This is a genomic window from Fodinicurvata fenggangensis DSM 21160, from assembly GCF_000686045.1.
GTDB classification, from domain to species: Bacteria; Pseudomonadota; Alphaproteobacteria; order Kiloniellales; family DSM-21159; genus Fodinicurvata; species Fodinicurvata fenggangensis.
In genome coordinates, this window is the sequence record NZ_JMLV01000002.1 from 121,971 (window position 1) to 145,754 (window position 23,784).

26 protein-coding genes are annotated in these 23,784 nt (G+C 61.4%); 10 read left to right on the forward strand and 16 right to left on the reverse strand.

The genetic code is table 11. The annotated features are described in order from the left end of the window. Positions 1-30 precede the first annotated feature (30 nt). From BP38_RS21630 to BP38_RS0103745, 3 genes are all read left to right on the forward strand, one after another. A complete protein-coding gene (locus tag BP38_RS21630; protein WP_162175119.1) occupies positions 31-1,590 on the forward strand; it encodes a PAS domain-containing sensor histidine kinase in 1,560 nt (519 codons plus the stop codon). A gap of 100 nt (positions 1,591-1,690) precedes the next feature. Further along, a complete protein-coding gene (locus BP38_RS0103740; protein WP_051608939.1) occupies positions 1,691-2,422 on the forward strand; it encodes an AzlC family ABC transporter permease in 732 nt (243 codons plus the stop codon). Then, positions 2,419-2,775, forward strand: a complete 357-nt coding sequence (locus BP38_RS0103745; RefSeq protein ID WP_026986639.1) for an AzlD domain-containing protein — start codon at positions 2,419-2,421, stop codon at positions 2,773-2,775. The genes BP38_RS0103740 and BP38_RS0103745 overlap by 4 nt, the downstream gene beginning before the upstream one ends. Before the next feature lie 6 nt (positions 2,776-2,781). Here BP38_RS0103745 and BP38_RS0103750 read toward each other — a convergent pair whose 3' ends face one another. The 7 genes from BP38_RS0103750 to rpmH are packed head-to-tail and all read right to left on the reverse strand — an operon-like array spanning position 2,782 to position 8,544. After that, positions 2,782-3,987, reverse strand: coding sequence for a phosphoglycerate kinase (locus tag BP38_RS0103750; RefSeq protein WP_026986640.1), 1,206 nt, complete (start codon positions 3,985-3,987; stop codon positions 2,782-2,784). A 42-nt stretch (positions 3,988-4,029) separates the two neighbouring features. Continuing rightward, complete coding sequence (gene argB / locus BP38_RS0103755; RefSeq protein WP_026986641.1) at positions 4,030-4,941, reverse strand: acetylglutamate kinase; 912 nt, start codon at positions 4,939-4,941, stop codon at positions 4,030-4,032. A gap of 29 nt (positions 4,942-4,970) precedes the next feature. Continuing rightward, entirely contained in the window at positions 4,971-5,654 is a 684-nt protein-coding gene (gene yihA / locus BP38_RS18835) for a ribosome biogenesis GTP-binding protein YihA/YsxC (protein WP_035723535.1), read from the reverse strand. A gap of 5 nt (positions 5,655-5,659) precedes the next feature. Then, on the reverse strand, positions 5,660-7,639 hold the full coding sequence (gene yidC, locus BP38_RS18840; RefSeq protein WP_081816442.1) for a membrane protein insertase YidC: 1,980 nt from the start codon (positions 7,637-7,639) through the stop codon (positions 5,660-5,662). Positions 7,640-7,662: 23 nt separating this feature from the next. After that, positions 7,663-7,974, reverse strand: a complete 312-nt coding sequence (yidD, locus tag BP38_RS22070) for a membrane protein insertion efficiency factor YidD (protein WP_081816443.1) — start codon at positions 7,972-7,974, stop codon at positions 7,663-7,665. Then, positions 7,971-8,405, reverse strand: coding sequence for a ribonuclease P protein component (gene rnpA, locus BP38_RS0103770; protein WP_026986642.1), 435 nt, complete (start codon positions 8,403-8,405; stop codon positions 7,971-7,973). Before rnpA ends, yidD begins: the two co-directional genes overlap by 4 nt. Before the next feature lie 4 nt (positions 8,406-8,409). Then, positions 8,410-8,544 carry a 50S ribosomal protein L34 gene (rpmH, locus tag BP38_RS0103775; protein ID WP_022727677.1) on the reverse strand — a complete coding sequence of 45 codons (135 nt, stop codon included), beginning with the start codon at positions 8,542-8,544 and terminating at the stop codon, positions 8,410-8,412. A gap of 414 nt (positions 8,545-8,958) precedes the next feature. Here rpmH and BP38_RS22495 point away from each other — a divergent pair, with 414 nt between their 5' ends. The 4 genes from BP38_RS22495 (at position 8,959) to BP38_RS0103795 (ending at position 14,144) form a co-directional block, all read left to right on the forward strand. Continuing rightward, a complete protein-coding gene (locus tag BP38_RS22495) occupies positions 8,959-9,900 on the forward strand; it encodes a hypothetical protein (RefSeq protein ID WP_155992179.1) in 942 nt (313 codons plus the stop codon). 535 nt (positions 9,901-10,435) lie between these two features. Then, positions 10,436-11,227 (forward strand): TVP38/TMEM64 family protein, encoded by a 792-nt coding sequence (locus BP38_RS18845; protein WP_081816444.1) that lies wholly within the window; start codon positions 10,436-10,438, stop codon positions 11,225-11,227. Continuing rightward, a complete protein-coding gene (locus BP38_RS0103790) occupies positions 11,224-12,651 on the forward strand; it encodes a dihydrolipoyl dehydrogenase family protein (protein ID WP_026986644.1) in 1,428 nt (475 codons plus the stop codon). The genes BP38_RS18845 and BP38_RS0103790 overlap by 4 nt, the downstream gene beginning before the upstream one ends. 56 nt (positions 12,652-12,707) lie before the next feature. Continuing rightward, complete coding sequence (locus BP38_RS0103795; protein ID WP_162175120.1) at positions 12,708-14,144, forward strand: sensor histidine kinase; 1,437 nt, start codon at positions 12,708-12,710, stop codon at positions 14,142-14,144. Between the two features lie 125 nt (positions 14,145-14,269). Here BP38_RS0103795 and BP38_RS0103800 read toward each other — a convergent pair whose 3' ends face one another. After that, positions 14,270-14,653, reverse strand: a complete 384-nt coding sequence (locus BP38_RS0103800) for a hypothetical protein (RefSeq protein ID WP_155992181.1) — start codon at positions 14,651-14,653, stop codon at positions 14,270-14,272. A gap of 584 nt (positions 14,654-15,237) precedes the next feature. Here BP38_RS0103800 and BP38_RS0103805 point away from each other — a divergent pair. Continuing rightward, entirely contained in the window at positions 15,238-15,933 is a 696-nt protein-coding gene (locus BP38_RS0103805; protein ID WP_026986647.1) for a response regulator transcription factor, read from the forward strand. 52 nt (positions 15,934-15,985) lie between these two features. On the opposite strand, the gene BP38_RS0103810 is transcribed toward BP38_RS0103805, so the two are convergent. The 4 genes from BP38_RS0103810 to BP38_RS0103825 all read right to left on the reverse strand — a co-directional run bounded on the left by BP38_RS0103810 (position 15,986) and on the right by BP38_RS0103825 (position 18,203). Beyond that, the gene (locus BP38_RS0103810; protein WP_026986648.1) at positions 15,986-16,369 is read right to left on the reverse strand and encodes a MerC family mercury resistance protein; all 384 of its coding nucleotides are present in this window, start codon (positions 16,367-16,369) and stop codon (positions 15,986-15,988) included. Positions 16,370-16,401: 32 nt separating this feature from the next. Next, positions 16,402-17,274 carry a class I SAM-dependent methyltransferase gene (locus BP38_RS0103815; protein ID WP_026986649.1) on the reverse strand — a complete coding sequence of 291 codons (873 nt, stop codon included), beginning with the start codon at positions 17,272-17,274 and terminating at the stop codon, positions 16,402-16,404. A gap of 29 nt (positions 17,275-17,303) precedes the next feature. Continuing rightward, positions 17,304-17,672, reverse strand: coding sequence for a DsrE family protein (locus tag BP38_RS0103820; RefSeq protein ID WP_026986650.1), 369 nt, complete (start codon positions 17,670-17,672; stop codon positions 17,304-17,306). A 201-nt stretch (positions 17,673-17,873) separates the two neighbouring features. Continuing rightward, a complete protein-coding gene (locus BP38_RS0103825; RefSeq protein WP_026986651.1) occupies positions 17,874-18,203 on the reverse strand; it encodes a DMT family transporter in 330 nt (109 codons plus the stop codon). Between the two features lie 210 nt (positions 18,204-18,413). On the opposite strand from BP38_RS0103825, the gene BP38_RS0103830 reads away from it, so the two are divergent. Beyond that, positions 18,414-19,127, forward strand: coding sequence for a hypothetical protein (locus BP38_RS0103830; RefSeq protein ID WP_026986652.1), 714 nt, complete (start codon positions 18,414-18,416; stop codon positions 19,125-19,127). Between the two features lie 16 nt (positions 19,128-19,143). Here the strand turns inward: BP38_RS0103830 and BP38_RS0103835 are convergent, their stop codons facing one another. From BP38_RS0103835 to BP38_RS18850, 3 genes are all read right to left on the reverse strand, one after another. Then, on the reverse strand, positions 19,144-20,352 hold the full coding sequence (locus BP38_RS0103835) for a class I SAM-dependent rRNA methyltransferase (protein ID WP_026986653.1): 1,209 nt from the start codon (positions 20,350-20,352) through the stop codon (positions 19,144-19,146). 42 nt (positions 20,353-20,394) lie between these two features. Beyond that, positions 20,395-21,597 (reverse strand): multidrug effflux MFS transporter, encoded by a 1,203-nt coding sequence (locus tag BP38_RS0103840; protein ID WP_026986654.1) that lies wholly within the window; start codon positions 21,595-21,597, stop codon positions 20,395-20,397. 121 nt (positions 21,598-21,718) lie between these two features. Continuing rightward, positions 21,719-22,105, reverse strand: coding sequence for a thiol-disulfide oxidoreductase DCC family protein (locus BP38_RS18850; protein ID WP_051608941.1), 387 nt, complete (start codon positions 22,103-22,105; stop codon positions 21,719-21,721). A 74-nt stretch (positions 22,106-22,179) separates the two neighbouring features. On the opposite strand from BP38_RS18850, the gene dapB reads away from it, so the two are divergent. Continuing rightward, positions 22,180-22,977, forward strand: coding sequence for a 4-hydroxy-tetrahydrodipicolinate reductase (dapB, locus tag BP38_RS0103850; RefSeq protein WP_026986656.1), 798 nt, complete (start codon positions 22,180-22,182; stop codon positions 22,975-22,977). A gap of 2 nt (positions 22,978-22,979) precedes the next feature. Here dapB and BP38_RS18855 read toward each other — a convergent pair whose 3' ends face one another. Continuing rightward, the gene (locus BP38_RS18855) at positions 22,980-23,540 is read right to left on the reverse strand and encodes a DUF2244 domain-containing protein (protein ID WP_081816445.1); all 561 of its coding nucleotides are present in this window, start codon (positions 23,538-23,540) and stop codon (positions 22,980-22,982) included. Positions 23,541-23,784: the final 244 nt, after the last annotated feature.

Genomic DNA, 23,784 nt, shown 5'->3' on the forward strand with positions numbered 1-23,784 from the left:
GCAAAGATCGACGGCGAAAGGACTCATAAGATGTCCGGCAACGGCCTGCATCTGAGCGTATCAAGCCAACAGGAAGGCACGGACAGGCGCGCAGCCCCACCCAAAGATTTGGCTGCGCTTGCGCACGAACACCTTCTGGAGCAGGCGCCCCCCTTCTGTGTTGTCGACAATCTCGGCCAGGTCGTCAGCGAGAACGCTGCGTTCGACGAGCTGCTGCCTGAACTGCTGAGCCGGGCCGAAAGCGGCAATAGCCATCATCTGGGTCCCCTGGCCGCCTTTGCCAAGGAGATCGAGCAACTCCAGTGCACACAGGAAAGCTGGAGTCCCCCCCTGGAAAGCCGGCTACGCCTTGTGGATGCCGCCGGGCAGACTCTTCACCCCCAGCTGCGTGCCTATGCGGACGCGGAGGGGGACCTGAAGCTCGTGTCCGTGCGTTTCCTGCCTGACGAGGATGCCAACCGCCTGCGCCGCCAAAGCACCGAGGCACGCGAGCGCTTCGAGGATATTTCACGCCTGGTTTCGGACTGGGTCTGGGAAACGGACCGGGACCTGAAACTGACCTATATCTCGAATAGCGTTCTGGAAACCCTGGGGGCACATCCACGCAGCTTCATCGGGCGTTCGCTCTCGGTCCTGTTCAGCGGAGACACCTCGGCCCTGGACAACCTGACACAGGAATCGAGCCGACGCCCCTTCCGCGACCTGTCCCTGACTGCGCAGAGCACCGACGGCAGCATACGTCATATCCTGGTCAGTGCCGTACCGATCTTCAGCCAGACGGACGGCATCTTTCACGGCTTTCGCGGCACGGCACGCGACATCACCGAGTTGCTGTCCCGGGAATCAGCCCTGTACAAGCATATCGAACTGGCCGAAAGCGCAAACCGGGCCAAAAGCCAGTTTTTGGCCACGGTCAGCCATGAGCTTCGCACCCCGCTGAACGCCATCATCGGTTTTTCCCAGCTTATGGAGACGGAAACCTTCGGTCCCTTGGGCAATGACACCTACAAGGGCTACACGCAGGACATCCTGCACAGCGCCCAGCATCTGCTGGAACTCATAAATGACGTCCTGGACGTCTCCAAGATCGAGGCTGGGCGCATGAATCTGAACGAGGAGCGCCTCGACTTCTCGCAACTGGTCACCTCGGCCCTGCGCATGGTGCGCGAAAAGGCCTACGAGATGCAGATCACCCTGGATACCTCTGTCGAGAACCTCCTGCCTCCGATCAAGGGCGACATGCGCGCCCTCCTCCAGGTCTTGGTCAACCTGCTGGGCAATGCCGTGAAGTTCACCAACGAGGGCGGCCGGATCCGCCTGGAAGCTGGCCTCGATCCCGAGGGGCGCCTCGTCTGCCGGATCCAGGACAACGGCATCGGCATGACACCCGAGGAAATCGACACCGCGCTCACCCCCTTTGGACAGGTGGACAGCCAGCTTTCCCGGCGCTTCCCGGGTACAGGTCTCGGCCTGCCGCTGGCGCGCGGACTGATCGAACTGCACGATGGAGAGCTCCAGGTCGAGAGCACACCCGGCGAAGGCACCCTCGTGTCGATAATCCTGCCGGCTTCGCGGGTGTTGCAGGCCTGACATGCAATCCGCCCCACTGGCGCTATCTTTCGGGACGGGATAGCTTCCCCCGAAACCCGAGGGGGAGCGCACCATTACCACTTCGCAAGACCAGAGCGATTTGCCGGCCAGGCCACTGACCCATACCCGGGCCTTTGCCCATGGTTTTCGCGACGGCCTGTCCGTTCCAGGATTCGTCCTGATCTCAAGTTTCCTTGGGTTCGGCGCCCTGATCCGTCAAAGTGAGTTCACCCTGTTCCAGGGCCTTCTGTCGACGGCCACCGGCTGGGCCCTGCCGGCCCAGATTGCCATGGTCGAACTCTATACCGCCGGTGCCTCCTTCCTGGTCATCGCCCTGGCCGTGGCGCTCACCAACGTGCGCCTTCTGCCCATGACGGTGGTGCTCATGCCGATACTGCGCAGCAGATCGACACCCCGCTGGGTGCCCTATGTCATCGTCCACTGGCTCGCGATTACCGGATGGGCCCAGGCCTTGCGGGTCTGCCCGGAACTCCCGCGACCCGTCCGGATTTCCTACTTCATGGGATTCTCTATGGTTCTTTGGCCGGGGGCCATGCTGGGAACCATGCTGGGCTATTACCTGGCAGGCAGTGTCCCGTTGGCCATCTCCTTGGGCCTGGTCTTCCTGAATCCCATCTACTTCATGCTGGTCTTCGCCTCCGACCTACGCATCAAGACCCGCGTCTGGGCGCTATGTCTGGGGGCTCTCCTGGGCCCTGTCCTGCACCTCTACCTGCCGGACATGTCGCTGCTGGTTACGGGCCTGGTTGCCGGCAGCCTGGCCTTCGTCATAGGGGGCGGACTGTCCCGCAAGAAGCAGAGCGCATCATGACGGAAACACTGACCAACTGGGGGCCCTATATCGCGCTGGCGATAACCTTTGCGGTCACCTATGGCTGGCGAGCGCTTGGAGTGGCTCTGTCCGGGCGCATCCGGACGGACTCGCCCATCTTCGAATGGGTCACCTGTGTCGCCTATGCGCTTCTGGCCGGCCTGATTGCCCGCATGATCGTCCTGCCCCTCGGATCCTTGGCTGAAACTCCGATGATCGATCGTCTGAGTGCCGCACTGCTGGCTCTGGCCGTCTTCTTGCTGACACGGAAAAATCTGTTCCTGGGTGTATTCAGCGGCTTTGCGTGCCTGGTTCTGCTGACCTGGGGGCGCGCCGGCTTTGCGTTCGGCTGACCCGGTTCAACCCGCCGAGTCGCGCAACGCCTGGACGCCCGGTAGGGTCTTGCCCTCCATCCATTCCAGGAAGGCCCCTCCCGCAGCGGATACATAGGACAGGCGATCCAGGACCCCGGCCCGAGCCAGCGCGGAAACGGTGTCCCCGCCACCCGCCACCGACAGAAGCCGTCCCTCCGCCGTCAGGTCGGCCACGGCTTCAGCCACCACATTCGTGCCGGCATCGAAGGGTTGTGTCTCGAACGCACCCAACGGCCCGTTCCAGACCAGTGTCCGGCAGTCGCCCAGGCGCTTGCGGATCTGTTCCGAGGTCATGGGCCCCACGTCCAGGATCATGCGATCATCAGGCACGTCACGCACGGCCACGACATCATGCGGCGTATTGGGCGCCAGCTTTTCGGCCACCACGGCATCGGTCGGCAAGAGGATATCGCAATCGGCCTGCTTGGCGCGGCGCACGATGTCCTCGACGGTCTCCGCCATGTCCTTCTCGCAGAGCGAGGCCCCCACGGGCACGCCGAAGGCGTGAAGGAAGGTATTGGCCATGCCGCCGCCGATCACCAGCAGCTGCACCTTTTCCACCAGGTTGCCGAGCAGCTCGAGCTTGGTGGACACCTTCGCGCCGCCGACGATGGCGGCCACCGGCCGTTCGGGATTCTCCAGCGCCTTTTCGAGGTGCTCCAGCTCCTCCTGCATCAACCGGCCGGCGGCAGCCGGAAGGCGCCGCGCCAGGGCCTCGACCGAAGCATGCGCACGATGCGCGGTCGAGAAGGCATCGTTGACATAGAGATCCCCAAGCTTTGCCAGGCTATCAGCGAAAGCGTCTTCGTTCGCCTCCTCGCCCTCGTGGAAACGCAGGTTTTCCAGCAGCAGGACCTCGCCATCGTTCAGCTGCGCCACGGCCTCTTCGGCCGGCGCCCCGATGCAGTCCTCGGCGAAGGCCACCTTGCGGCCCTTCAGCAGGTTCTCCAGGGGTTGTAGCAAGGGACGCAGGGACAGGGCGGGATCCGCCTTGCCCTTGGGGCGCCCGTAATGGCTCAGCAGGATGACCTTCGTACCGCGTTTCAGCAGGTCCTGCAGAGTCGGCAGGGCGCGCTCGATACGGGTGGCATCGGTGACCACTCCGTTTTCCATGGGCACATTGAAGTCGACGCGGACCAGCACGCGCTTTCCGGCAACGTCCAGGTCATCCAGGGTACGGAATGCGGTCATGATCCTTCCTCTCTCGGCTGAACCGGCTGACGTGAATCACCACTAACTGCGGCGGATCAGCGTGCCCACGCCCTGGTCGGTGAAAACCTCCAGCAACAGGGCATGCGGCACGCGCCCATCCAGGATAACGGCGGCATCCACGCCCTCCTCGACGGCCGTGGTGCAGGTCTGAAGCTTGGGCAGCATGCCGCCCTTGATCGTGCCATCCTCGGTCAATTCCTTGACACGCTCCAGGGACAGTTGCAGCTGAAGCTCGCCGTTCTTGTCCATCACGCCGGCCACGTCGGTCAGAAGCAGCAGGCGCACGGCCCCGACCGCACTCGCGATCGCGCCGGCCACCGTGTCGGCATTGATGTTATAGGTCTCGCCGTTGACGCCAACCCCTATGGGCGCAATCACCGGAATCATCCCGGCCCGCTCCAGCGCGCCCAACACCTGCGGATTCACGTGCTTGGGCTCGCCCACGAAGCCGAGATCGAGGATCTGCTCGATGTTGGATTCCGGGTCCCTGTGGCTGCGGCGCAGCTTCTGGGCCTGGATCAGGCTGCCATCCTTGCCCGAAAGGCCGATGGCCGTGCCGCCGGCCGAGTTGATGGCATTCACGATCGCCTTGTTGATGGACCCGGACAGGACCATCTCCACGATCTCGACGGTCTCCGCATCGGTCACGCGCAGGCCATCGATGAACTCGCTCTGCACCGACAGACGCTCCAGCATCTCGCCGATCTGCGGGCCGCCGCCGTGCACCACGATGGGATTGATTCCCACCTGCTTCATCAGCACCACATCGCGGGCGAAGATGGTCGCCAGTTCGCCGTCGCCCATGGCATGGCCGCCGTACTTGATGACCACGGTCTTGCCGGCATAGCGGCGCATGAAGGGCAGCGCCTCGGTCAGGGTCCGCGCCGTACGCAGCCACTGCTTGGTTTCGCCGAAGTTCTTCGATCCTGTCATGGGGCTCCTCTCGTCTCAGCGGCGCAAGCTTATCCCGCCTGACGTGGCAACGCCACCGTCGCCAGCTCGGCGCGCAGCTCAGGAATGCCAAGGCCTGCTTGGGAACTGGTCACCATCACGTCGGGATGAGCGGCGGGATGCGTCTTCAACTCGCCGGCCATCGACACGATCACCTGGGCCAGGGCCTCCTGCTTTATCTTGTCGGTCTTGGTGAGCACCGCCTGATAGGAAACCGCCGCCTTGTCCAGTTCCTTCATGATCTCGCGATCTGCGGTCTTCAATCCATGGCGCGAGTCCACCAGCAACAGGATTCGACGCAGCTGGGGCCGTCCCTTCAAATAGGCGCGGGTCAGGCGGGTCCAGCGGGCCACATCGGCCTTGGGCGCCTTGGCATAGCCATAGCCGGGAAGGTCGGACAGCATCAGGCGGCCGCCCAGGTCAAAGAAGTTCAACTGCTGCGTACGCCCGGGCGTATTCGAGGTGCGCGCAAGGGTCTTCCGTCCGGTGAGCGCGTTGACCAGGCTGGATTTGCCCACATTGGACCGCCCGGCAAAGGCCACTTCCGGCAGGTCGCTGGCCGGCACCTGTTCGGCATCGGCGACCGACAGCAGGAACCTGCACTCGGCAGAGAAGAGAAGGCGCCCTTCCTCCAGCCAGGCCTGGTCCGGGCCCTCCGAACCAGTTTCTTCGGCATCAGGATCCCGGCTGTCCATGGCGGCTACTTTTTCTTCTTGCCCGTAGTGCCGGAGCCGGTGTTGCCGGAGCCCTTGTTGCCCCCCGAACCCTTTTTCTGCTGTGGGTTCGTGGCCTTCTTCGCGCCCGCATCGGCCTTGCCATTCGCTTCATCGGCAGCCGCAGCGTCCTTGCTGTCGCCGGCATCGTCGCCGGTTGTCGCCACCGCCGTCTGCTGCTGGCTCGCCTTGCGGCCGATGGGGGCGCCGGCCTGCTTCATGATGACGTACTGCTGCATCACCGAAAGCAGGTTGTTCCAGGTCCAGTAGACCACCAGCCCTGCCGGGAATCCGGCCAGGAAGAAGGTGAAGATCAGCGGCAGGAACATGAAGACCTTGGCCTGCACAGGGTCCGGCGGCTGCGGGTTCAGCAGCTGCTGCCCGTACATGGACATGCCCATCAGGATCGGCCAGATGCCGATGCTCAGGATATCCAGGGGTCCCAGGTCCGGCACGGCATAGGGCAGCAGGCCGAAGAGATTCAGGATCGAGGTCGGATCGGGCGCAGACAGGTCCTGGATCCAGCCGAAGAAGGGCGCATGCCGCATCTCGATGGTGACGAACAGCACCTTGTAGAGCGCGAAGAAGACCGGGATCTGCACCAGGATCGGCAAGCAGCCCGAGGCCGGATTGGCCCCTTCCTTCTTGTAGAGCGCCATCATCTCCTGGTTCAGGCGCTGGCGGTCGTCCGAGAAGCGCTCCTTGAGGCGCATCATCTCGGGCTGCAGCTTGCGCATCTTCGCCATCGAGCGATAGGATTTGTTGGCCAGCGGGAAGAACAGGATCTTGATGAAGACCGTCAGGATCAGAATCGCCACGCCGAAGTTGCCCACCAGGCCGGCAATCCAGTGCAAGGCCAGGAAGATCGGCTTGGTCAGGAAGTAGAACCAGCCGAAGTCTACGGCCAGGTCGAACTTGGGAATGCCTTCCTGGTCGCTGTAGCGATCCAGCAGCGTGACCTCCTTGGCACCGGCAAACAGCCGTGTCACCTCACTGGTCGTCTGCCCCTCGGAAAGCTGCCGACCATTGTAGAGGACGTCCGTCTGGTACTTGGCCTGGTTGTTGCGCCCGCTATAGAGGAAGCGTGTCTCCACCTCCTGCTCCTGGTCGGGCACCATGGTGACCATCCAGTACTTGTCGGTGATGCCCAGCCAGCCGCCACGGGTCGTGGCGGAAATCCGTCCGTCGTCGCGCAGGTCGCCGTAGCTGATTTCGCGCAACTCGTCGTTCAGAACACCGATCAGACCTTCGTGCAGGATGAAGAAGTCGGTGGTCTCCGGCGTACCGGTGCGTGAGATCAGGCCATAGGGCGCAAGCGTCACATTGTCGCCGCCCGTGTTCTCAACCTCCTGGGTGACCGTCACCATGTAGTCGCGGTCGATTGCATAGGTGCGTCGGAAGGTCAGCCCCTCCTCATTGTCCCAGCGAATCGTGACAGGCGAGTCCGGGGTAAGCGTTTCGCCGTCCTCGACCTCCCATTCGCTGTCCGACTGCGGAACGGGCACACCATCGCCGCCGGCCGCCCAGCCGAAATCGGCATAGTAGGGGCGCGCCGAGCCCACCGGATCCAGCAGCTCGATGTTCGGGCTGCCCTCTTCGATGGTTTCGTGATAGCGCTTCAGGGTCAGGTCATCCAGGCGGCCGCCAATCAGGGAGATGGAGCCCTCGACCTTCGGCGTGTCGATGGCCACACGCGGGCCGCTTTCCAGGATTTCGTCGCGCGCGGCGTCAGGGTCGACATCACTCAAGGCCTCGTCCAGGGCCTCCGGCCGCTCCTGAAGCTGCTGATTGCGCCCGGCATCGCCCTCGTCCATGGACGGCGCTGACCCCGGCGTCTGCGAGGCCGACTCTTCCGTGGACGGACCGTCCTGGGCCTCCTCCTCCTGCGGTGCTTCGATGAAGTACTGGAATCCCAGCAGGATGACCAGAGACAGCAGGATGGCGAGGAAAAGGTTCTTCTGTTCCATGAGGAAAGCGGCTCCGAGGTGCTTCAGAAGGATCTGCGCGAAGCGGCGGGTGGTTTAGCGGAGGTCTGGCGGGTTGTCTCCGCTCTTTCCGGTACGGGGTCGTATCCCATTCCTCCCCAGGGATGGCAACGTAAAATACGTCTGAAGGCCAACCAGCCACCCCGGAAAGGACCATGGCGCCGCAGGGCCTGGATGGCATAGGCGGAGCAGGTTGGGCTGTAGCGGCAGGATGCCGGCAATAACGGAGAGATGACCCATTGATAGAATCGCACCGGGGCAATCAGTCCCAGAACCAGAGCCTGTCGCGCGATTCTGAATATGCCGAATTGGGTCATTGCTCCATTGCCGCCGTTTTCCGCCTGTCCTTGCCCGCATTCCGATTTTCGACCTGCTTCAGGGCCGAACGCAGGTCCGTAAGCAGGGCGTCGAAGGGACGCTCTGCCGTATCCCCGCGCGCAATCAGGACATAGTCGGTTCCTGGCCGGCCGCAGTCCGGCAGAATCTCTGCCGCAGCTGCACGTAACCGGCGCCGCGCGCGATTGCGAACCACCGCATTGCCGACCTTGCGGCTTGCCGTCAGGCCAACACGCATGCCGCAAAATGGCGAAGCGCCCTGCCGATCCGACAGAGCGCTGTTCTCCGTTTCTCTTCCGCGCGCATAGACCTGGAGCACCAGGCCGGGCCGGGCCGCCTTTCGTCCACGCCGGGCTGCCCGAAGGAACTCGGACCGCTTCAGCAGCCGCCCTGCCTTCGGGACTGTGGCCATGGGCTCAGGCGCTCAGACGCTTGCGACCCTTGCTGCGACGCCGGGCGATAACCTTGCGGCCATTGGCGGTCGCCATGCGGCTGCGAAAGCCATGACGGCGCTTGCGGACCAGCGCGCTGGGTTGATAAGTGCGCTTCACCCTACTTCTCCATCGGTGTTTGGCAGATTGGTGGGCTGTATAGAGGCCGCCTGCCGACCTGTCAATGTCGCCGGCAGGCAGAAGCCCTCATATCACACTTACCTACTGCTCACCGGAAGGTGAATGGTCTGGCGGAGCCTGTGGCTCTACCTGTTTAGTTCCGACATGCAGTAGATAAAGTGAAGTTTGAATCTTTGCTGCAGAGACATTTAGGCTTTCCATATGAATTCAGAGCAAGTGAGAACCTCCAGTGTCTTCGACCTTCGTGCTGACCACCGCACATAACGAAGTACAGTAGAAATCATTTACAATGTCGCAACGAAGCCAGTGAATAGACGCTGACAGAAAATCTTGATAAGCTGAGTCCCTTGGGCACAAGTGTGCTTTATAAACATTCGGCTGCGAAAGATCGGCATGGCAGAATACCTGATCGCGGGAAACTATGGTGATAAGGTTCACACAAATATACATAGCGAGTTAATTAGGAGAACAGATCGCGGCTACTTTCTCATTAAGCCCGCCAAGACGAAACCGGTACGTTTGCTTCATGTGAAGAATTGGTTGGGCCCCAAAACCCTTTCATTAGACAGCCTTAGTAATGTACTCCTTGATATTCCCGGTTTCGACGGACGACAACGTAGCGGAACCTATATAATTGAGCCCCTAAGGGCAGGGTTAGGCCATAGCGTTGGTCGGGTCGCTCGTCCTACTATGGGCTGGGGTGCTGCACTCGCTACGATTGATAATGAAACACAAAGGGTTATCGCAAATCGGATAAGGTACTCGGTTCATCTGCACGAAAGACTTCTTGAACTCGGTAACACTATAGATCTTGTTCGGGAAAATCTGCCAGTCTTTGGAAACAGTACCAGAGATATTCTCATGGTGGCTTGTCTGGAGGTCGAAGCGCTTTTTAAGCTTCTGATGTTCAAGGATTATCAGGCTGAACGTGGAAATATTGAGCGATATTGGAGAGTATCTAAACACGCAAAGCTTCCGGATTATATAGTCTCACTCGCGGAAGCCCCTGAACTAGGAGAAATAAGGCCTTTCAGTGAGTGGAGTGACGAAGGGGAGGTTTCTTACCGACCCTTGCCATGGTATCAGGCATACAACTTAGCGAAGCATAATGCTGTTCGCGGAAACGAAGTTGCGAATTTAGAGCATGCATTAACTGCCATTTGCGCTGGCGTCGTACTCATAAATGCTCTGCAAGGTTCTCACGGGCTAACCCTGAGCAAGCGCGTAATTGAGTCCTTCCGTGGATCGTTCCAGATGATAGGTAAGCCTAGTTGGTCACCAGGAGACTACTACTATAAAGTTCCTGGCCAAGATCTTCAAATAACACCCCTTTAAAGCCTTAGAATACAAATGTGATCAGTGTGCAATTTATGCTAGCTTCTACATTTCGTCATAAAGGTGATCTTTGCGATAGGTAGAGTTTAGCTGCTCGATCGGGGACGCCCTTCGGTAATTTTCTTGCGGGCAGATACTCCGGCTGCTTTCTGAAGAAATTGGGATAGATGGGGCGTCAGAGTACTGCCTAAGCATGGCCCTCTAGTAGCCTGAACTACAATATAATTATGCTCGCAAAAACACTCGCGCTAGCATAAGTATCAGATTGGTGAACGCCGCTGCGCAACAAATGTCCAGGCCTTTAAGGTGGATAAGGACAGCCCTTGCCTGACCGCACAATCAGCGGGAATAAGAGCCGGTACATAAATTACTCTTCTGCATTCAGCTGAAACCTCACTTCCGTGAGAGCCGCAAACTCGCGCCCTCACCCAGCGCTCACCGTAAGGTGAATGGCCAGAGTGGCCGTTTCATTCTAGGCTCGCCGAAATGAAACAGCCCGCCGGCCGACAGGCCCGCCTAGGAACACGCGCAGATCATGTCTCAGAAGAATCCCCAACCCCTTTCGCCAGGCGCAAAGGAAACCGGCCACAGCCTACAGGCAAAACTGCTGCGCAGCCTGCCGCTCGGCCTGCTCCTGGTTACGGGTGCGCTGCTTTGGTTCGGTCTCGGTCTGGGGGATTACGTATCCTTTGCAGCCCTGCAGGAGCATCACGGCCGTCTCGAGGACTTCGTGGAAGCGAATTTCCTCTTTGCCCTGCTCGGTTTCATGCTGCTCTATGCCCTCAATGTCGCCTTCTCGCTTCCGGTCGGAACTTTGCTGACCCTGGCTGGCGGATACCTCTTCGGCATCCTTCCAGGTGCCATCGCCGTGGTGTTCGCGGCCACACTTGGGGCCATGGCTGTCTATCTGGCGGCCCGCACCGCCCTGGGAAACTTCCTGAAGCGTCGCAGCGGCAGTGCCTTCGACAGGCTGCGCGAAGGTTTCCGTGAAAACGCCTTCAGCTACCTGCTGGTCCTGCGCCTGATTCCCTTGTTTCCCTTCTGGCTGGTCAACCTGGTGCCAGCCTTTGCGGGTGTGCGCGCCGGCACCTTCTTCTGGGCAACACTGCTTGGCATACTGCCGGGCACCCTTGTCTATGCCGCGGCCGGCAACGGCCTGGGCCGGATCCTTGAAGCCGGGGACACGCCAAATTTCGGACTTATCTTCCAGCCCGAGATCTTCGGCCCCTTGATCGGCTTGGCCCTGCTGTCCCTGCTGCCGGTTCTCTACCGCCGCTGGAAAGCGCAGAAGCAGGTCCGCAACGACGATGAAGGACAGATCCGATGAGCCTCCAGGAAATGAAATGCGATATCTGCGTCATCGGTGGGGGCTCGGCGGGTCTCTCCGTGGCGGCCGGAGCGGCCCAGATGGGCGCCGACACGATCCTGGTCGAACGCGGGGAAATGGGCGGTGACTGCCTGAACAGCGGCTGCGTGCCGTCGAAATCCCTGCTCGCCGCGGCGAAAGCCGCGCGCAGTGGAAACAAGGCCGCCGCCTTCGGTATAGGTTACGATCAACCACGAATCGATTTTACGGCCGTACAGACCCATGTGCAGGAGGTCATAGCCGGGATCGCCCCGCATGATTCCGTGGAGCGTTTCGAGAAGCTCGGCGTCCGGGTCCTGCGTGACAACGCAAGCTTTCTCTCACCACAGGAGCTCGCCGTGGGTGAGCGGCGTATCACTGCCCGGCGTTTCGTCCTGGCCACCGGCTCGCGCGCCTTGATTCCCCCTGTATCCGGACTTGCCGAAACACCCTATCTGACCAACGAGAGCATCTTCGCGCTGAAGGAGTGCCCGGATCACCTCATCGTCCTGGGCGGCGGCCCCATCGGCTGCGAGTTGGGTCAGGCCTTCCGCCGTCTTGGCGCGCGCGTCAGCCTTGTCGAAATGAATCGCCTGCTCCCTCGGGAAGACAGCCAGGCGGCCTTGCTCCTGCAGGGGCAACTTCAGGCGGAAGGCGTCGAGATTCACGAAAATGCCGGCATGTCCGCCGTCCATCAGCAGGATGGCAAGATCCAGGCCCGACTGAAAAGGCAAGCGGGTGAAGATATCCTGGAGGGCAGCCATCTTCTGGTGGCAACGGGACGACAGCCGGTCACCGACGGCCTGAACCTGGAAGCGGCGGGAGTTACCCACGACCGGAAGGGGATAGAGGTGGACGCCCGCCTGCGCACCAGCAATCGTCGCATCTTTGCCCTCGGCGATGTCGCCGGCGGGCCGCAGTTCACCCATGCCGCCAGCTACCAGGCCGGCATCATCCTGCGCAACGCGCTTTTCCGCCTGCCGGCACGTGTCGACTACAGGGCTCTGCCGCGGGTGACCTACTGCTCACCTGAACTGGCCCAGGTTGGACTGACAGAGGAAGAGGCGCAGCAGCGGGGCAGAAAGGTCGAGATTCTCCAGGCTGACTTTGCCGACAACGATCGCGCCCGTTGCGAGCACGAGACGGATGGGTTCATCAAGGTTGTGGCCACAGGGTCGGGGGTCGTCCTGGGTGCCACGATTGTCGGACCCCAGGCCGGGGAACTCATCCTGCCGTGGAGCCTGGCAATCGCGAAGGGAATGAAACTTTCCGCACTCGCCGGTATCATCGCCCCCTATCCCACGCTCTCGGAGATCAGCAAGCAGGTGGCCGGCAGTCATTATACACCGAAACTCTTCTCTTCCCGCACGCGTCGGCTCGTGCGCCTCCTTCTGCGACTGGGGTAAGCGAAAGGATGGCCTTTCACGAATCGCAAGGATCGGACAGGGAAGCGAAGCAAACAGTGGGGAACGGAAATGGCCGGAAGCCGCGCCGCTTTTCGCTGCCACCGCTGCATCGCAGTCTCTCCGCCCGGCTGCTGCTGCTGACCATCATCTTCGTGATGTTGGCGGAGGTGCTGATCTTTGCGCCCTCGGTGGCCAACTTCCGCCAGAACTACCTGCAGGAGCGCCTGGCCGCTGCACATCTGGCGGTCCTCTCGCTGGAGGCGACGCCGGACCTCATGATCGACGAGGACTTGACCTACGAGCTGCTCTCGCACGTTCCTGCCGAATCCGTCATGCTCTACCGTCCTGGCCGTTCGCCTTCGCTGACCCTGGCCATAAAGGACGTCCCCGAACCAGAAGCCGTCTATGACCTGCGCGAGGCCGGTTTCTTCACGCTGATCGGCGATGCCTTCATGACCCTGCTGCGCAGCGAGGATCGGCGGATCGAGCTCTGGGGGGTCTCGCCGAAAGACAATGACTCCGTGGTCCGGATGCTCCTGATGGAAGGTCCGCTCTGCGAGGAGATGTGGGCCTTTGCCTGGCGAATCCTGGGACTGTCCCTGCTGATTTCGGTGATCACGGCGGCCCTTGTCTATGTCACGCTGCTCTACGTCCTGGTGCGGCCCATGCGGCGTATCACCGAGAACATGATTGCGTTCCGCGAGGATCCCGAAGACGAAAGCCGCATCATTCGCCCCTCGAGCCGTCGGGATGAAGTGGGCCTGGCCGAACGCCAGTTGCGCGATCTGCAGCGCGCACTGCGCGCTTCCCTGCATCGCAAAACGCGGCTGGCCGCCATCGGCGTGGCCGCCACAAAGATCAACCATGACCTGCGCAACATCCTGTCCACCGCACAAATCTCCTCGGACAGCCTGGCGGAAAGCGAAGACCCCAATGTACGCCGGGCCTTTCCCAAGCTCATGCAGACCCTGGACCGGGCCGTCGGACTCTGCAGCCACATCCTGAACTTCGCCCGCGAGGGGCCCATCCACCTGGAGATCGCGCCGCTGGACCTGGAAGAACTCCTGAATGAGGTTGGCACAAGCCTGCAACTGGACCATGAAGACGAGCGCGACTGGCAGGTTCACCTGCCCGACAGCCTGAACCTGCATGGCGATCGCCAACAGCTTTACCGGGTTTTTATGAACCTGGCGCAGAACGCCTATCAGGCTGGGGCCACCAGAGTCGATGTCCAGGGTCGGGCCGAAGACGGCCATCTCTATCTGGACATCTACGACAACGGCCCCGGCCTGGCACCACGGGCACGCGAGCGCCTCTTCCAGCCTTTCGCTGCCTCGGCACGCAGTGGGGGCACTGGCCTCGGACTGGCGATTGCCCGGGAAATCCTGCGCGCCCATGGCGGGGACATCACGCTGCTACGGTCCGATGCCCAGGGCACCAGCTTCCGCCTTACGCTGCCGCTTTCCCAGAACGGCAGCCAGCCGGTTCATTAGAGCTCCATCCCGGTCTTTCTGGAAATGCAGGGCCATATAGAGGAAGGGCCATGCCAGGCTTTTTAAAGTCTGGCATGGCCCTGTTTACGGAAAGCGAAACGGCCTCTTTCAGTCGGAAGGGGCGGTCAACGACCGTAATTCCTCCCGTGCACTTCGACCGTTGGCGGCACGTCATTTATTTGCCGATAGCCGTTAAGATTGTAGTACTCGATAAAGCCGGGGCGCGCTGCCAACTGCGGGACCGCATCCCAGGTTCCGAATCGTGCATTCTGATTGAGTGAGCCGTCGCCACTATAGCCTTCAAGGCCGGGGTTATCGGCCAGCTGACTGCCGACCCCTGCACCGGAAGCGTCAAACGAAGGAAGGCTCATTCCAGTGTGGTAAGCGGTCTCTGTGGCAACATGACCGCCTTCATAGCCTTCCAGACCGGGATTGTTTTGGGCCACGGCCGGCAGGGCCAAGATAGCCGTCAGGGCAAAACCAACGGCGGGCAAGTATAACTTGTTCATGTTAAATATCCTTAGGGAAATATTGTGTTATGAGGGCTTCTTCAGAAAACCGTCTTTCTACAAAATATAGATAGGATTTAATAATAATTTATCCAATCACATTATTTATTTATTTCAAAACTGCATAGGCACTTGAAATCGAAATATCGGTAAAACTTCCACAAGAAAGCCTGTTAACTGAATAGCGCTGAGAATTTTTCGGGATAACTCGGAAAATACCTTACCCGAAATCAGCACGGCAGGCGGAAGGGAAGCTTCTGGCACCAACGCCTTCCCGGATTGCTCTCCATAATCGGCACACAGGCTTTATTGATCTGGCTGGTGGCATACCCGGTTTCCTTCCTGCCTCGCGCCAGCCCTTGAGGTTTTGTATTTTCCTGGCCCCGGGAAGATCACTGAATCGTGAATTGCTCATCCTGATAACTGGCTGCATTTATTGCTCAGCCAAGGATCGAGCAGGGCCCATGAAGCTGGTGTCTCATGGGCTGAAAACCTCGACATCATGAGAAGTTGATCATTCAGAACCTCACGATAACAGGGGTAGGAATATTGAAAACAATATTCAGGATTTATCGAGGGGAACTATGAATCAGAGTAAATGCTCCAGCATACTATTGGTTGATGATGACGGAGATCTTCGCTCATCTATTGCGGACCAGCTCGAAATATACGATGAATTCACGATACATCAATCCGGAAGCGCCTCCGAGGCACTTGGACTCATCAAATCCAATCACTTCGACGCACTTATACTTGACGTTGGATTGCCCGATATTGATGGCCGGGAACTCTGTCGCCTGGCACGCCAGGCCGGCGTAGGATCACCCATTATCATGCTGACGGCCATGGACAGTGATGCCGATACTGTTCTGGGACTCGATGCGGGCGCCAACGACTACATCACCAAACCCTTCCGCCTGAATGTCCTGGTGGCGCGACTGCGCGCCCAGCTGCGTCAGCACGAACAGAGCGTCGATGCTGTTTTCTCCATTGGTCCTTACAGCTTCAGCCCCGCCACCAAGTTGCTGCTCGCCCAGGACGGACAGCACAAGATTCGATTGACCGAGAAGGAAGCGCAGATTCTCAGGCACCTCTATCGTGCCGGCAGCAAACCCATCGATCGGGAGACCTTGTTGACCGAGATATGGGGCTACAGGCCCGAGGTCACGACACATACTCTGGAGACCCATATCTATCGGCTGCGCCAGAAAATCGAGGATAGCCCAGAACATCCCAGGATAATCGTCACGGAAGGCGATGGTTACTGCCTGCTCTGTTAGGTCACCCTGAAACGGGGACCGCCTCTTGGGGCGCAGGTCGACTCCGACCTGGTCAGCGATTTTTCAGGGCGGCTGCGAAGTCTGTCGCCACACCAGCGATCAGCAGCACAAACCCCATGCCCTCCAGAAGCACATGATAGGACCCCAGGAGGACATAGAATATCAGTGCGGCGCCTGCACAAACCAGTAACAGAGGCAGGATCCTGCGATGTTTCGTGAAACCGGCCGCTATGGCCAGCACGGCAACGGCCGTGGCGCTCAGGATTGTCGCACTCCAGATCGTTTCATTGACGGACAGACTGACCCCCAGCAGGGAAAGGATCAGCACCAGCCCCAGGGTGCCGTAGCAGGACAGGAAGGCCACCAGGGCGGCCCCGGCGCCTACCAGGCTTGTGTTCCTGCGCCCCTTCAGCCTTTCCTGACCTACTCCACTCATGACTCTGCCTTCCCTGCAATACCACCCCGGATTCAACCGGGATTGCGGGCGCTGACCATCCATGAACTGGACCCAAGGACGATTCCTTCCTCGGTCTCGTGGCGGGCCAGTTCCTGCTTCAAGGCCGCAGCAATCTCGTCGTGCCTCTGTTCGGCAATCTCGCCGGCTTCCCGATAAACTTCGCCTGCAGGGCCCAGGGCCAGTTGAAAGTCGACGGCCTCGTCCGGATTGCGTCCAACCAGCAAGGGCGCATCGATCCGTTCGAAGCTGATGTCGCCGTAGCCGGCAACCTCGAGCTGCTTGGTGACCACAGTGCTGTCGGCCATCGAGAAGGGTCCGGGCCCACAGGTCCGGGCATCCTCTCCTGGCGGCGGCAGGAAATCCTTGATGATCGCCTTGGGCAGTCCAAGCCAGGGATTGTCCTCTATGTCCCGCCAGACGATCATCGTCATGACCCCGCCGGGTTTCAGGCTGGTGCGCATGTTGCGAAGCGCGGCCACGGGATTCTCGAAGAACTGCGTCCCGAAACGGGAAAAGCAGAAATCGAACTCCGGCTCGAAGGGATAGCTCTGAACATCGGCCTCGATGAAGGTCACGTTATCGATCTTCGCCTTGCGGGCATCCTCCCGGCCAAAGGCAAGAAAGCCTTCGCAGCAATCGATGCCCAGGACGGATCCTTCGGGTCCGACCCGACGCGCCAGCTCGATGGCCGTATCGCCAAAACCGCAACCGACATCCACCACATGGTCGCCCGGACGGACGGGAAGTTTCGGAAAGACCCGCTCACTGTGGTGGGTCAGGCCGTCCACCAGGATATGCCGCCAGCGCACGAACTTCGGAACAAGGACCTCGTTCCAGAAGTCGACGTATTCATTCCTTTCGTCCTGATTTACCGCTTCACTCATGGCTGTTCCTCCCGGTTATGGGTTTGGTTTCAGAAACTCAGTGTCGCCGCGCCGGCCCGGATGCGTTCATGCATGGGACTGGCACCGCTGATGACGACGCCGTCCAACAGGTCTTCTTGGCTGTAGCCGCGCGCCTTTACACAGGGCGTACAGGCCCAGAGGACCTCGCCACGCTGAAGGAAGTCCTGGACCAGCGCGCTCAGGGGCTCCAGGGGCTCGACCTGGGTCAGGTCGGCCGCTTTCTTGCGGACGATGTCGACGGCGGAGCTTGTCAGGAATATCGAGACCTTCAGTCCCGCTGTGAGGCCGCCGTTGGCCACGGTGAAGCCGACCGAGGACCTCTCGTCCTCGGGCCCATGGGTCATCAGGACCACCAGTTCCCTTGAAGAATCGTTCATCTCACCCTCTCTTTTCCAACCATGCTGCAGGCCAAACCCTGTTCTGCTGCAGTCTGGAAAAGTCGGGCAGGAAAGTCTTGGCAGTGGGTGAAGCCGTCTTTCGCATTCTGCGAAGCGGGAAGGCTTCAACTTGCCTTTGCCAGGCCTTCTGCGGGCGCGCCTACGGCCTCACGCCCGGCCACTGGCGACGTCTCTGCCTGTCTAGTGAGCCACGGTCTTCGAGAAGAGGTTGATCACCAGGACGCCGGCCACGATCAGGATCAGGCCCACCACGGCCGGCAGGTCCAGCGGCTGGCGGAACCAGAAGACCCCCACCAGTGTGATCAGCACGATCCCAAGGCCAGCCCAGATCGCATAGGCGATACCCACGGGCAGGCTGCGCAGCACCAGGGCCAGGAAATAGAAGGCCGCGGCATAGGTCAGCGCGGTTACCGTCGAAGGCAACGGCCGCGTGAAACCCTCCGACAGCTTCAGTGCCGAGGTGCCGATCACCTCGAAAACAATGGCAGCCACGAGATAGAGATAGACCATCGGGCATCCTCCTTCCTGAGCGAACCTCCGGCATAAGGGACCGCCAGTCCGCAAGCTCAACCTGTCCCGGCTGTCGGGATTGCACAAGCCCTCTTCCTGCTGTCGCCACGCCTTGCAGCGCGACATCATTCCCCCTTGGCGCAACGTGCTGGCACGTTAGAATACTGCACGACAGACAAAGGGCATTAGAAAAGATACAGGAAGGACCTCATGGGCAAGGCAGTTGTCGGCTTTCTCGCAACCCTGGTCGCACTGGGCGGGCTTATGGTGGCCGCGAACAGCGCTCTGGGCATCACCTATTACATCGGGCTGGCCGTCACGGTGCTGGGCATCCTGGTCACCTTCGGCGCCATCAAGCTGCACTATGACGAGGTCGAGAAGACCCTGCCGCAGGAAACCGATCCTGCACCTGCACAGAAGACGCAAGCCGCCCGTGCATCGGAAGACGCATCAACTGAAGAGATCGTGAACATCCCGTCCTCCGCACACCTGCCGGCGGCACGCGCCTCGGACCGCGAACCCTTCCTGGATACAGCCGCCCGGCGCTGGATCAAGGGGGTCGGCATCGGCATCCTGGGTCTTTACGGACTCTTCCTTGCGGCCGGTGCCACCGGCGGCTTTGCCTACTACGGCGGCCTGGCGCTGACCCTTCTCTGTGTGCTGGCGATTTTCCGGATGATCGGGGCCGCCACCAGCGGAGACGCGGACAGCAATGCTCCCCTGATTCCCGCACCAGAGAGCGGCCTCAAGCGCTGGTTAGCCGGCATCGCCTCGGGTCTGGTCGCACTTGTCGCCCTGTTCCAGGCGGCCGCCAGCGTGAACGGGCCCGGCTATTACATCGGGATGATGGTGGCCGTGGCCGCGCTGTTCTACATCTTCCATCTGATGAAGGTCGGCTACGACCGCTTGGAGCAGCAGGGCTGATCCCACGGCCCTGGCGTCAATCCAGGGCCAGCACCAGCGCCTTGAGATACGCGCTTTCCGGCAAACCCGGATGAATGGGATGGTCCGGCCCCGCGCCGGCTGACCGCAGGACACGCGCCTTGCGCCCCGTATCCTCGATGCCGCGACGCACCTGCTCGGCAAAGCGCTCACGCTCCACGTGGTGCGAGCAGGAACAGATCACCAGATAGCCATCTTCCGCCACCTGCGCTGCCGCCAGGCGCGCCAGCTTGCGATAGGCGCGCAGGCCCTGGGGCAGGTCCTTCTTCGCCTTCACGAAGGCCGGAGGATCGGCAATCACCAAGTCATGACACTCCCCCTTGAGGGCCAGGTGGTCGAGCGCGGCAAAGGCATCGGCCTTGCGGAAGTCGCAACGCGCCGCCACGCCATTGGCCTCGGCCGCCTGGCGCGCCAGGTCCAGGGCAGCCGCCGAGCGGTCCACCAGGGTCACTTGCTCGGCGCCGGCCAGCGCCGCCTGCAGGCCAAATCCTCCGGAAAAGCTGTAGAGATCGATGACGCGCCGGAGTCCAGCCCCCTGCACCAGGCGCCGCACGAACGCGCGGTTGTCCCGCTGGTCATAGAACCAGCCGGTCTTCTGTCCGCCCGCGCTGTCGGCAAGGTAGATGGCCTCGTTCTCGCGCACCTCCAGAGGGCTCGGGAAGGGGCCGCGCAGGTTTTCCACCCCCTGCTCCAGGCCTTCCAATTGCCGGGCCGTGGTGTCGTTGCGCAACAGCAGATGGCTTGGTGCCAGAACACGCTCGAGCGCTTCCAGCAGCTCCGCTCGCAGGGCCTCCATGCCCGCAGAGTTGATCTGCAGCACCAGGCTGTCCCCGAAGCGGTCCACGATTGTTCCTGGCAGGCCGTCGGCCTCGGCGTGCACCAGGCGATAGTAGGGCTCGTCAAATAGGGCCTGCCGCAGCGCCAGCGCATGGCGCAGGCGTCCCTCCAGGAAGGTGCTGTCGATCACGCTGTTTGCGTTGCGGCTGATACGTCGGGCGGCGATCAGGGGGTGCCGGTTGAACAGGAAGATTCCCAGCGCCTTTCTGTTCGCGGTTTCCAGGCGCACCGGCACGCCGGGCGGCAACCCGCGCGCTGTCTCGTCCATTTCGATTTCGTTCGAAAAGGCCCAGGGATGGCCCTGCTGAATGCGGCGCTCTGTCTTGGGTTTCAGGCGCACCACCGCGTAATCGGAAACTGTTGTCTGCATGGCGCGCAAGGATAGCGCTGGAAACCCACCTGTCCAGCAGGATCAGGCCGGCGTTTCCTGTTGCCTTGTCCTGGGGATCATGGTGACCAGAAAGACCAGCACCATAACCGCCGACAGCAGCATCATGGCCGCCATGGCCTTCGGGCTGCCGTCATGCAACTGCCCCACCGCAATGCCGGCCAGGGCCGCCGCGCCCATCTGCAGGAACCCAAGCAGCGAGGAGGCCGCCCCCGCCATGCGCGGATAGGGCCCGATGGCCCCGGCCATGGAGTTCGGCATCACCAGCGCCGTGCCACAGAAATAGATCACCGCGGAAACCACGACACTGTAGACCGAATCCACCTCCAGGAAGGCCGTCGCCATCCCATAGCCGGCGCCCAGAAGACCCAACAGCCCACCGATCAGGATCATGCGGGCCTTGCCCAGACGCACCGACATCCGGCCGCTGAAGAAACTGCCGGCGATGTACCCCATCACCGTGGTGGCGAAACAGACACCGAAAGCATCGGGGCTCAGGCCGTATTCGTCGATCAGGGTGAAGGAAGACCCGGATATGAAGGAGAACAGGCCGGCGAAGCTGGCCGCACACGCAAGGCTGAAGCCAAGGTAGCTGCGGCTGCGCGCAAGCGTGGCGTAGTTCAGCAGGATGCGGGCGGGTTGCACGGCTGTCGGATCGGGATAGCGGTTGGTCTCCGGCAGCAGGCGATAGACACCGTACAAACAGGCCAGGCCGAACAGGAAAAGCGTGACGAAGGTGGCACGCCAACCGAACAACAGGGTGACATAGCCGCCAATGAAGGGGCCGAGGGCCGGTGCCAGCGCCATGGCCATGGCCACATAGGACAGGGCCTGGGCCGCACGATCGGGCCCGTAGATATCGCGCACGATGGTCCGCCCCAGCACCGGGCCCGCTCCCGCCCCGACAGCCTGGAAGAATCGCGCCAGGATCAGGTTGCTGCCATCCGTTGCCAGGGCACAGGCCAGAGTTGCCAGCAGGTAGAGAGCAATTCCGCCTTTCAGGACCGGCCGCCGGCCAAAACGGTCGCTGAGCGGCCCATAAATCAGCATGGCCACGCAAAAGCCGGCCATGAAAACCGAGAGGGTCAGCTGTGCATCGGCCGTGGACATCCCCAACACCTTGGAAAGGATGGGAAGTGCCGGCAGGTAGAGGTCCGTTGACAAGGGCCCGAAGGCCACAAGTCCGATGATCAGGACCAGCAGGGTACGGTTGCTGGAAAGGGACATGAAAGCTCGAAGTCTGTTCTTCTTTTCTGGCGCGCCAAGCTAGTACAGAGGGATCGTCACACCGAGTGCCGATCCCACAGGGCTCCTATGCAGTCGCACGTGCCCGGCGGCGCCCCTGCTGTCAGACCTCATCCTCGCAATCGCACCCGCGCCGCCCGGTCAACCAGGGTCGGATCACAAGGAAGGCGCAATAGAGCCCTTCGGCCAGCCAGAGAAATGGCGGCAGCGCCACCACTGGCGCCAGCCAGCGAAACCCCGGCAGGAGCCGCCACACCTCCACGAAGGCCCGCGCGCCGCTCAACAAGCGTCCATCGGGACAGCGCACATAGATGCGCCGAAGCGCTTCACGGCGCGGCAGGCCTTCGGCCACCATGCCCCGGCTATCGCGCGAAACGTCATGCCAGGCGATTCGGCCCTTCCGGTCCAGCCGGGCATAGAAGGCAACTTCGCGCTGGCAAAGCGGACAGGCCCCGTCATAGAAAAGCGTCAATCGGCGGTCATCTGACATGGTAGCTCTCGACATAGCATGATGGCTTCGCTAGGGAAGCACAAAGCTTGGATCCGGAGGCATGAATGGCGGATATCGGTATCGGAATTGTGGGCTGCGCGGGGCGTATGGGCAAACGCCTCGTAACCCTGGCCAGTGAGACTGAAGGCTGCCACCTTTCGGGCGGCACCGTGCGGCCCGGAAGCGAAGCCAGCGGCCGTGACATCGGCGAACTGGCCGGTGTTGGCCACCTTGGCATCTCTGCCGGTGACAGCGCCGAGGAACTGTTTCGTTCAAGCGATGCCGTCATCGACTTCACCACACCGGACGCCGCCAGCGAGAATGCTCGGCTGGCCGCCGAACACACAACAGCCCTGGTGGTGGGCACCACTGGCCTGGCGGAAAAGCAGAAAGCCGACCTGGAGGAAGCGGGCCGCAAGATACCCGTGGTCCATGCCCCCAATATGAGCCTGGGCGTGAACCTGCTGAGCCTGATGGTGGAACGCGTGGCCGCGGCCCTGGACGAGGACTTCGATATAGAGGTTCTGGAGATGCATCACCGGCACAAGGTGGATGCGCCCTCGGGCACGGCCCTGGCCCTGGGCGAGGCGGCCGCCCGTGGCCGCGGCATCGACCTGGAGCCGCATGCCCAACGCGTGCGTGACGGACATACCGGCCCGCGCAAGCGCGGTGACATCGGCTTTGCCACCCTGCGCGGCGGAGACGTGGTGGGCGAGCATTCCGTCATCTTCGCCACCACGGGCGAACGCCTCGAGTTCGCCCACAAGTCCGGCGATCGGGATATCTTCGCCCGCGGCGCCCTCAAGGCCGCACTCTGGACCAAGGGCAAGGCCGCCGGATTTTACAGCATGCGCGACGTTCTGGGCCTCTGACCCTACCCCGCCGCACCCCGCGGCAAGGCATCAGTGCTGCGCACCCGATCCAGGGCCGCCTGCAGCGCCTGAGCCAGGCTCAGGCGCTCCTCCGCTGTCAGGAAGCTGCCGATCACCAGACTCTTGCCGTGGGTGCGCAGGGTCAACTGGCTGTCGTGTTCGGGCGGGTCGCGCATGTCGATACGCAGCCAATAGGGCTGCAGGCGCCAGCGCGTCTCCCCGCCCCAGTGATTGACGCGCCGCACCACAAGATCGTCGCGCGTCAGCACCAGCTGCTCGAACATCCGCGCGCGCTTATAGTTCACGCGAAAGGCAATATAGACCAGCAGGAACTCCAATCCCATGAAGCCCACGACGGGCCAGGCGCCGGCCAGGAAGAAACCTAACCCGGCACAGAACCCGAATCCGGCGATCAAGCTCATCAACAGAAGGAACCCACGCGGCGACAAACTGCGGTGCGGCATCAGCACCGCATCGAAGAGGATATCATCGGGCGCAACCTCGGACTGGCGATTGTTGGCCGCAAGCTGTCCCGGTGTGTCGACCTGCGGAAAATCGGACATGCATCATGATATGCTGCCTTTTGTCTTCACGTAAAGCTGTCACCTGGCCATTTGCTGGAGCGTCCGGCAGGACGGCCAGATTGGCCCCACTTTCGCATGGCTGACATCGAGCTGTAACCGACCCTCCAAGACCGCCTGTTCAAGCAGGACAACCTACAAGCTTCCCTCCAGAACCACAGTGAGAACGCCGGAAATTGCACGCCCCATCTGGTTCCAGGGATGCAAGTGCTTCCTGCATGCCGTA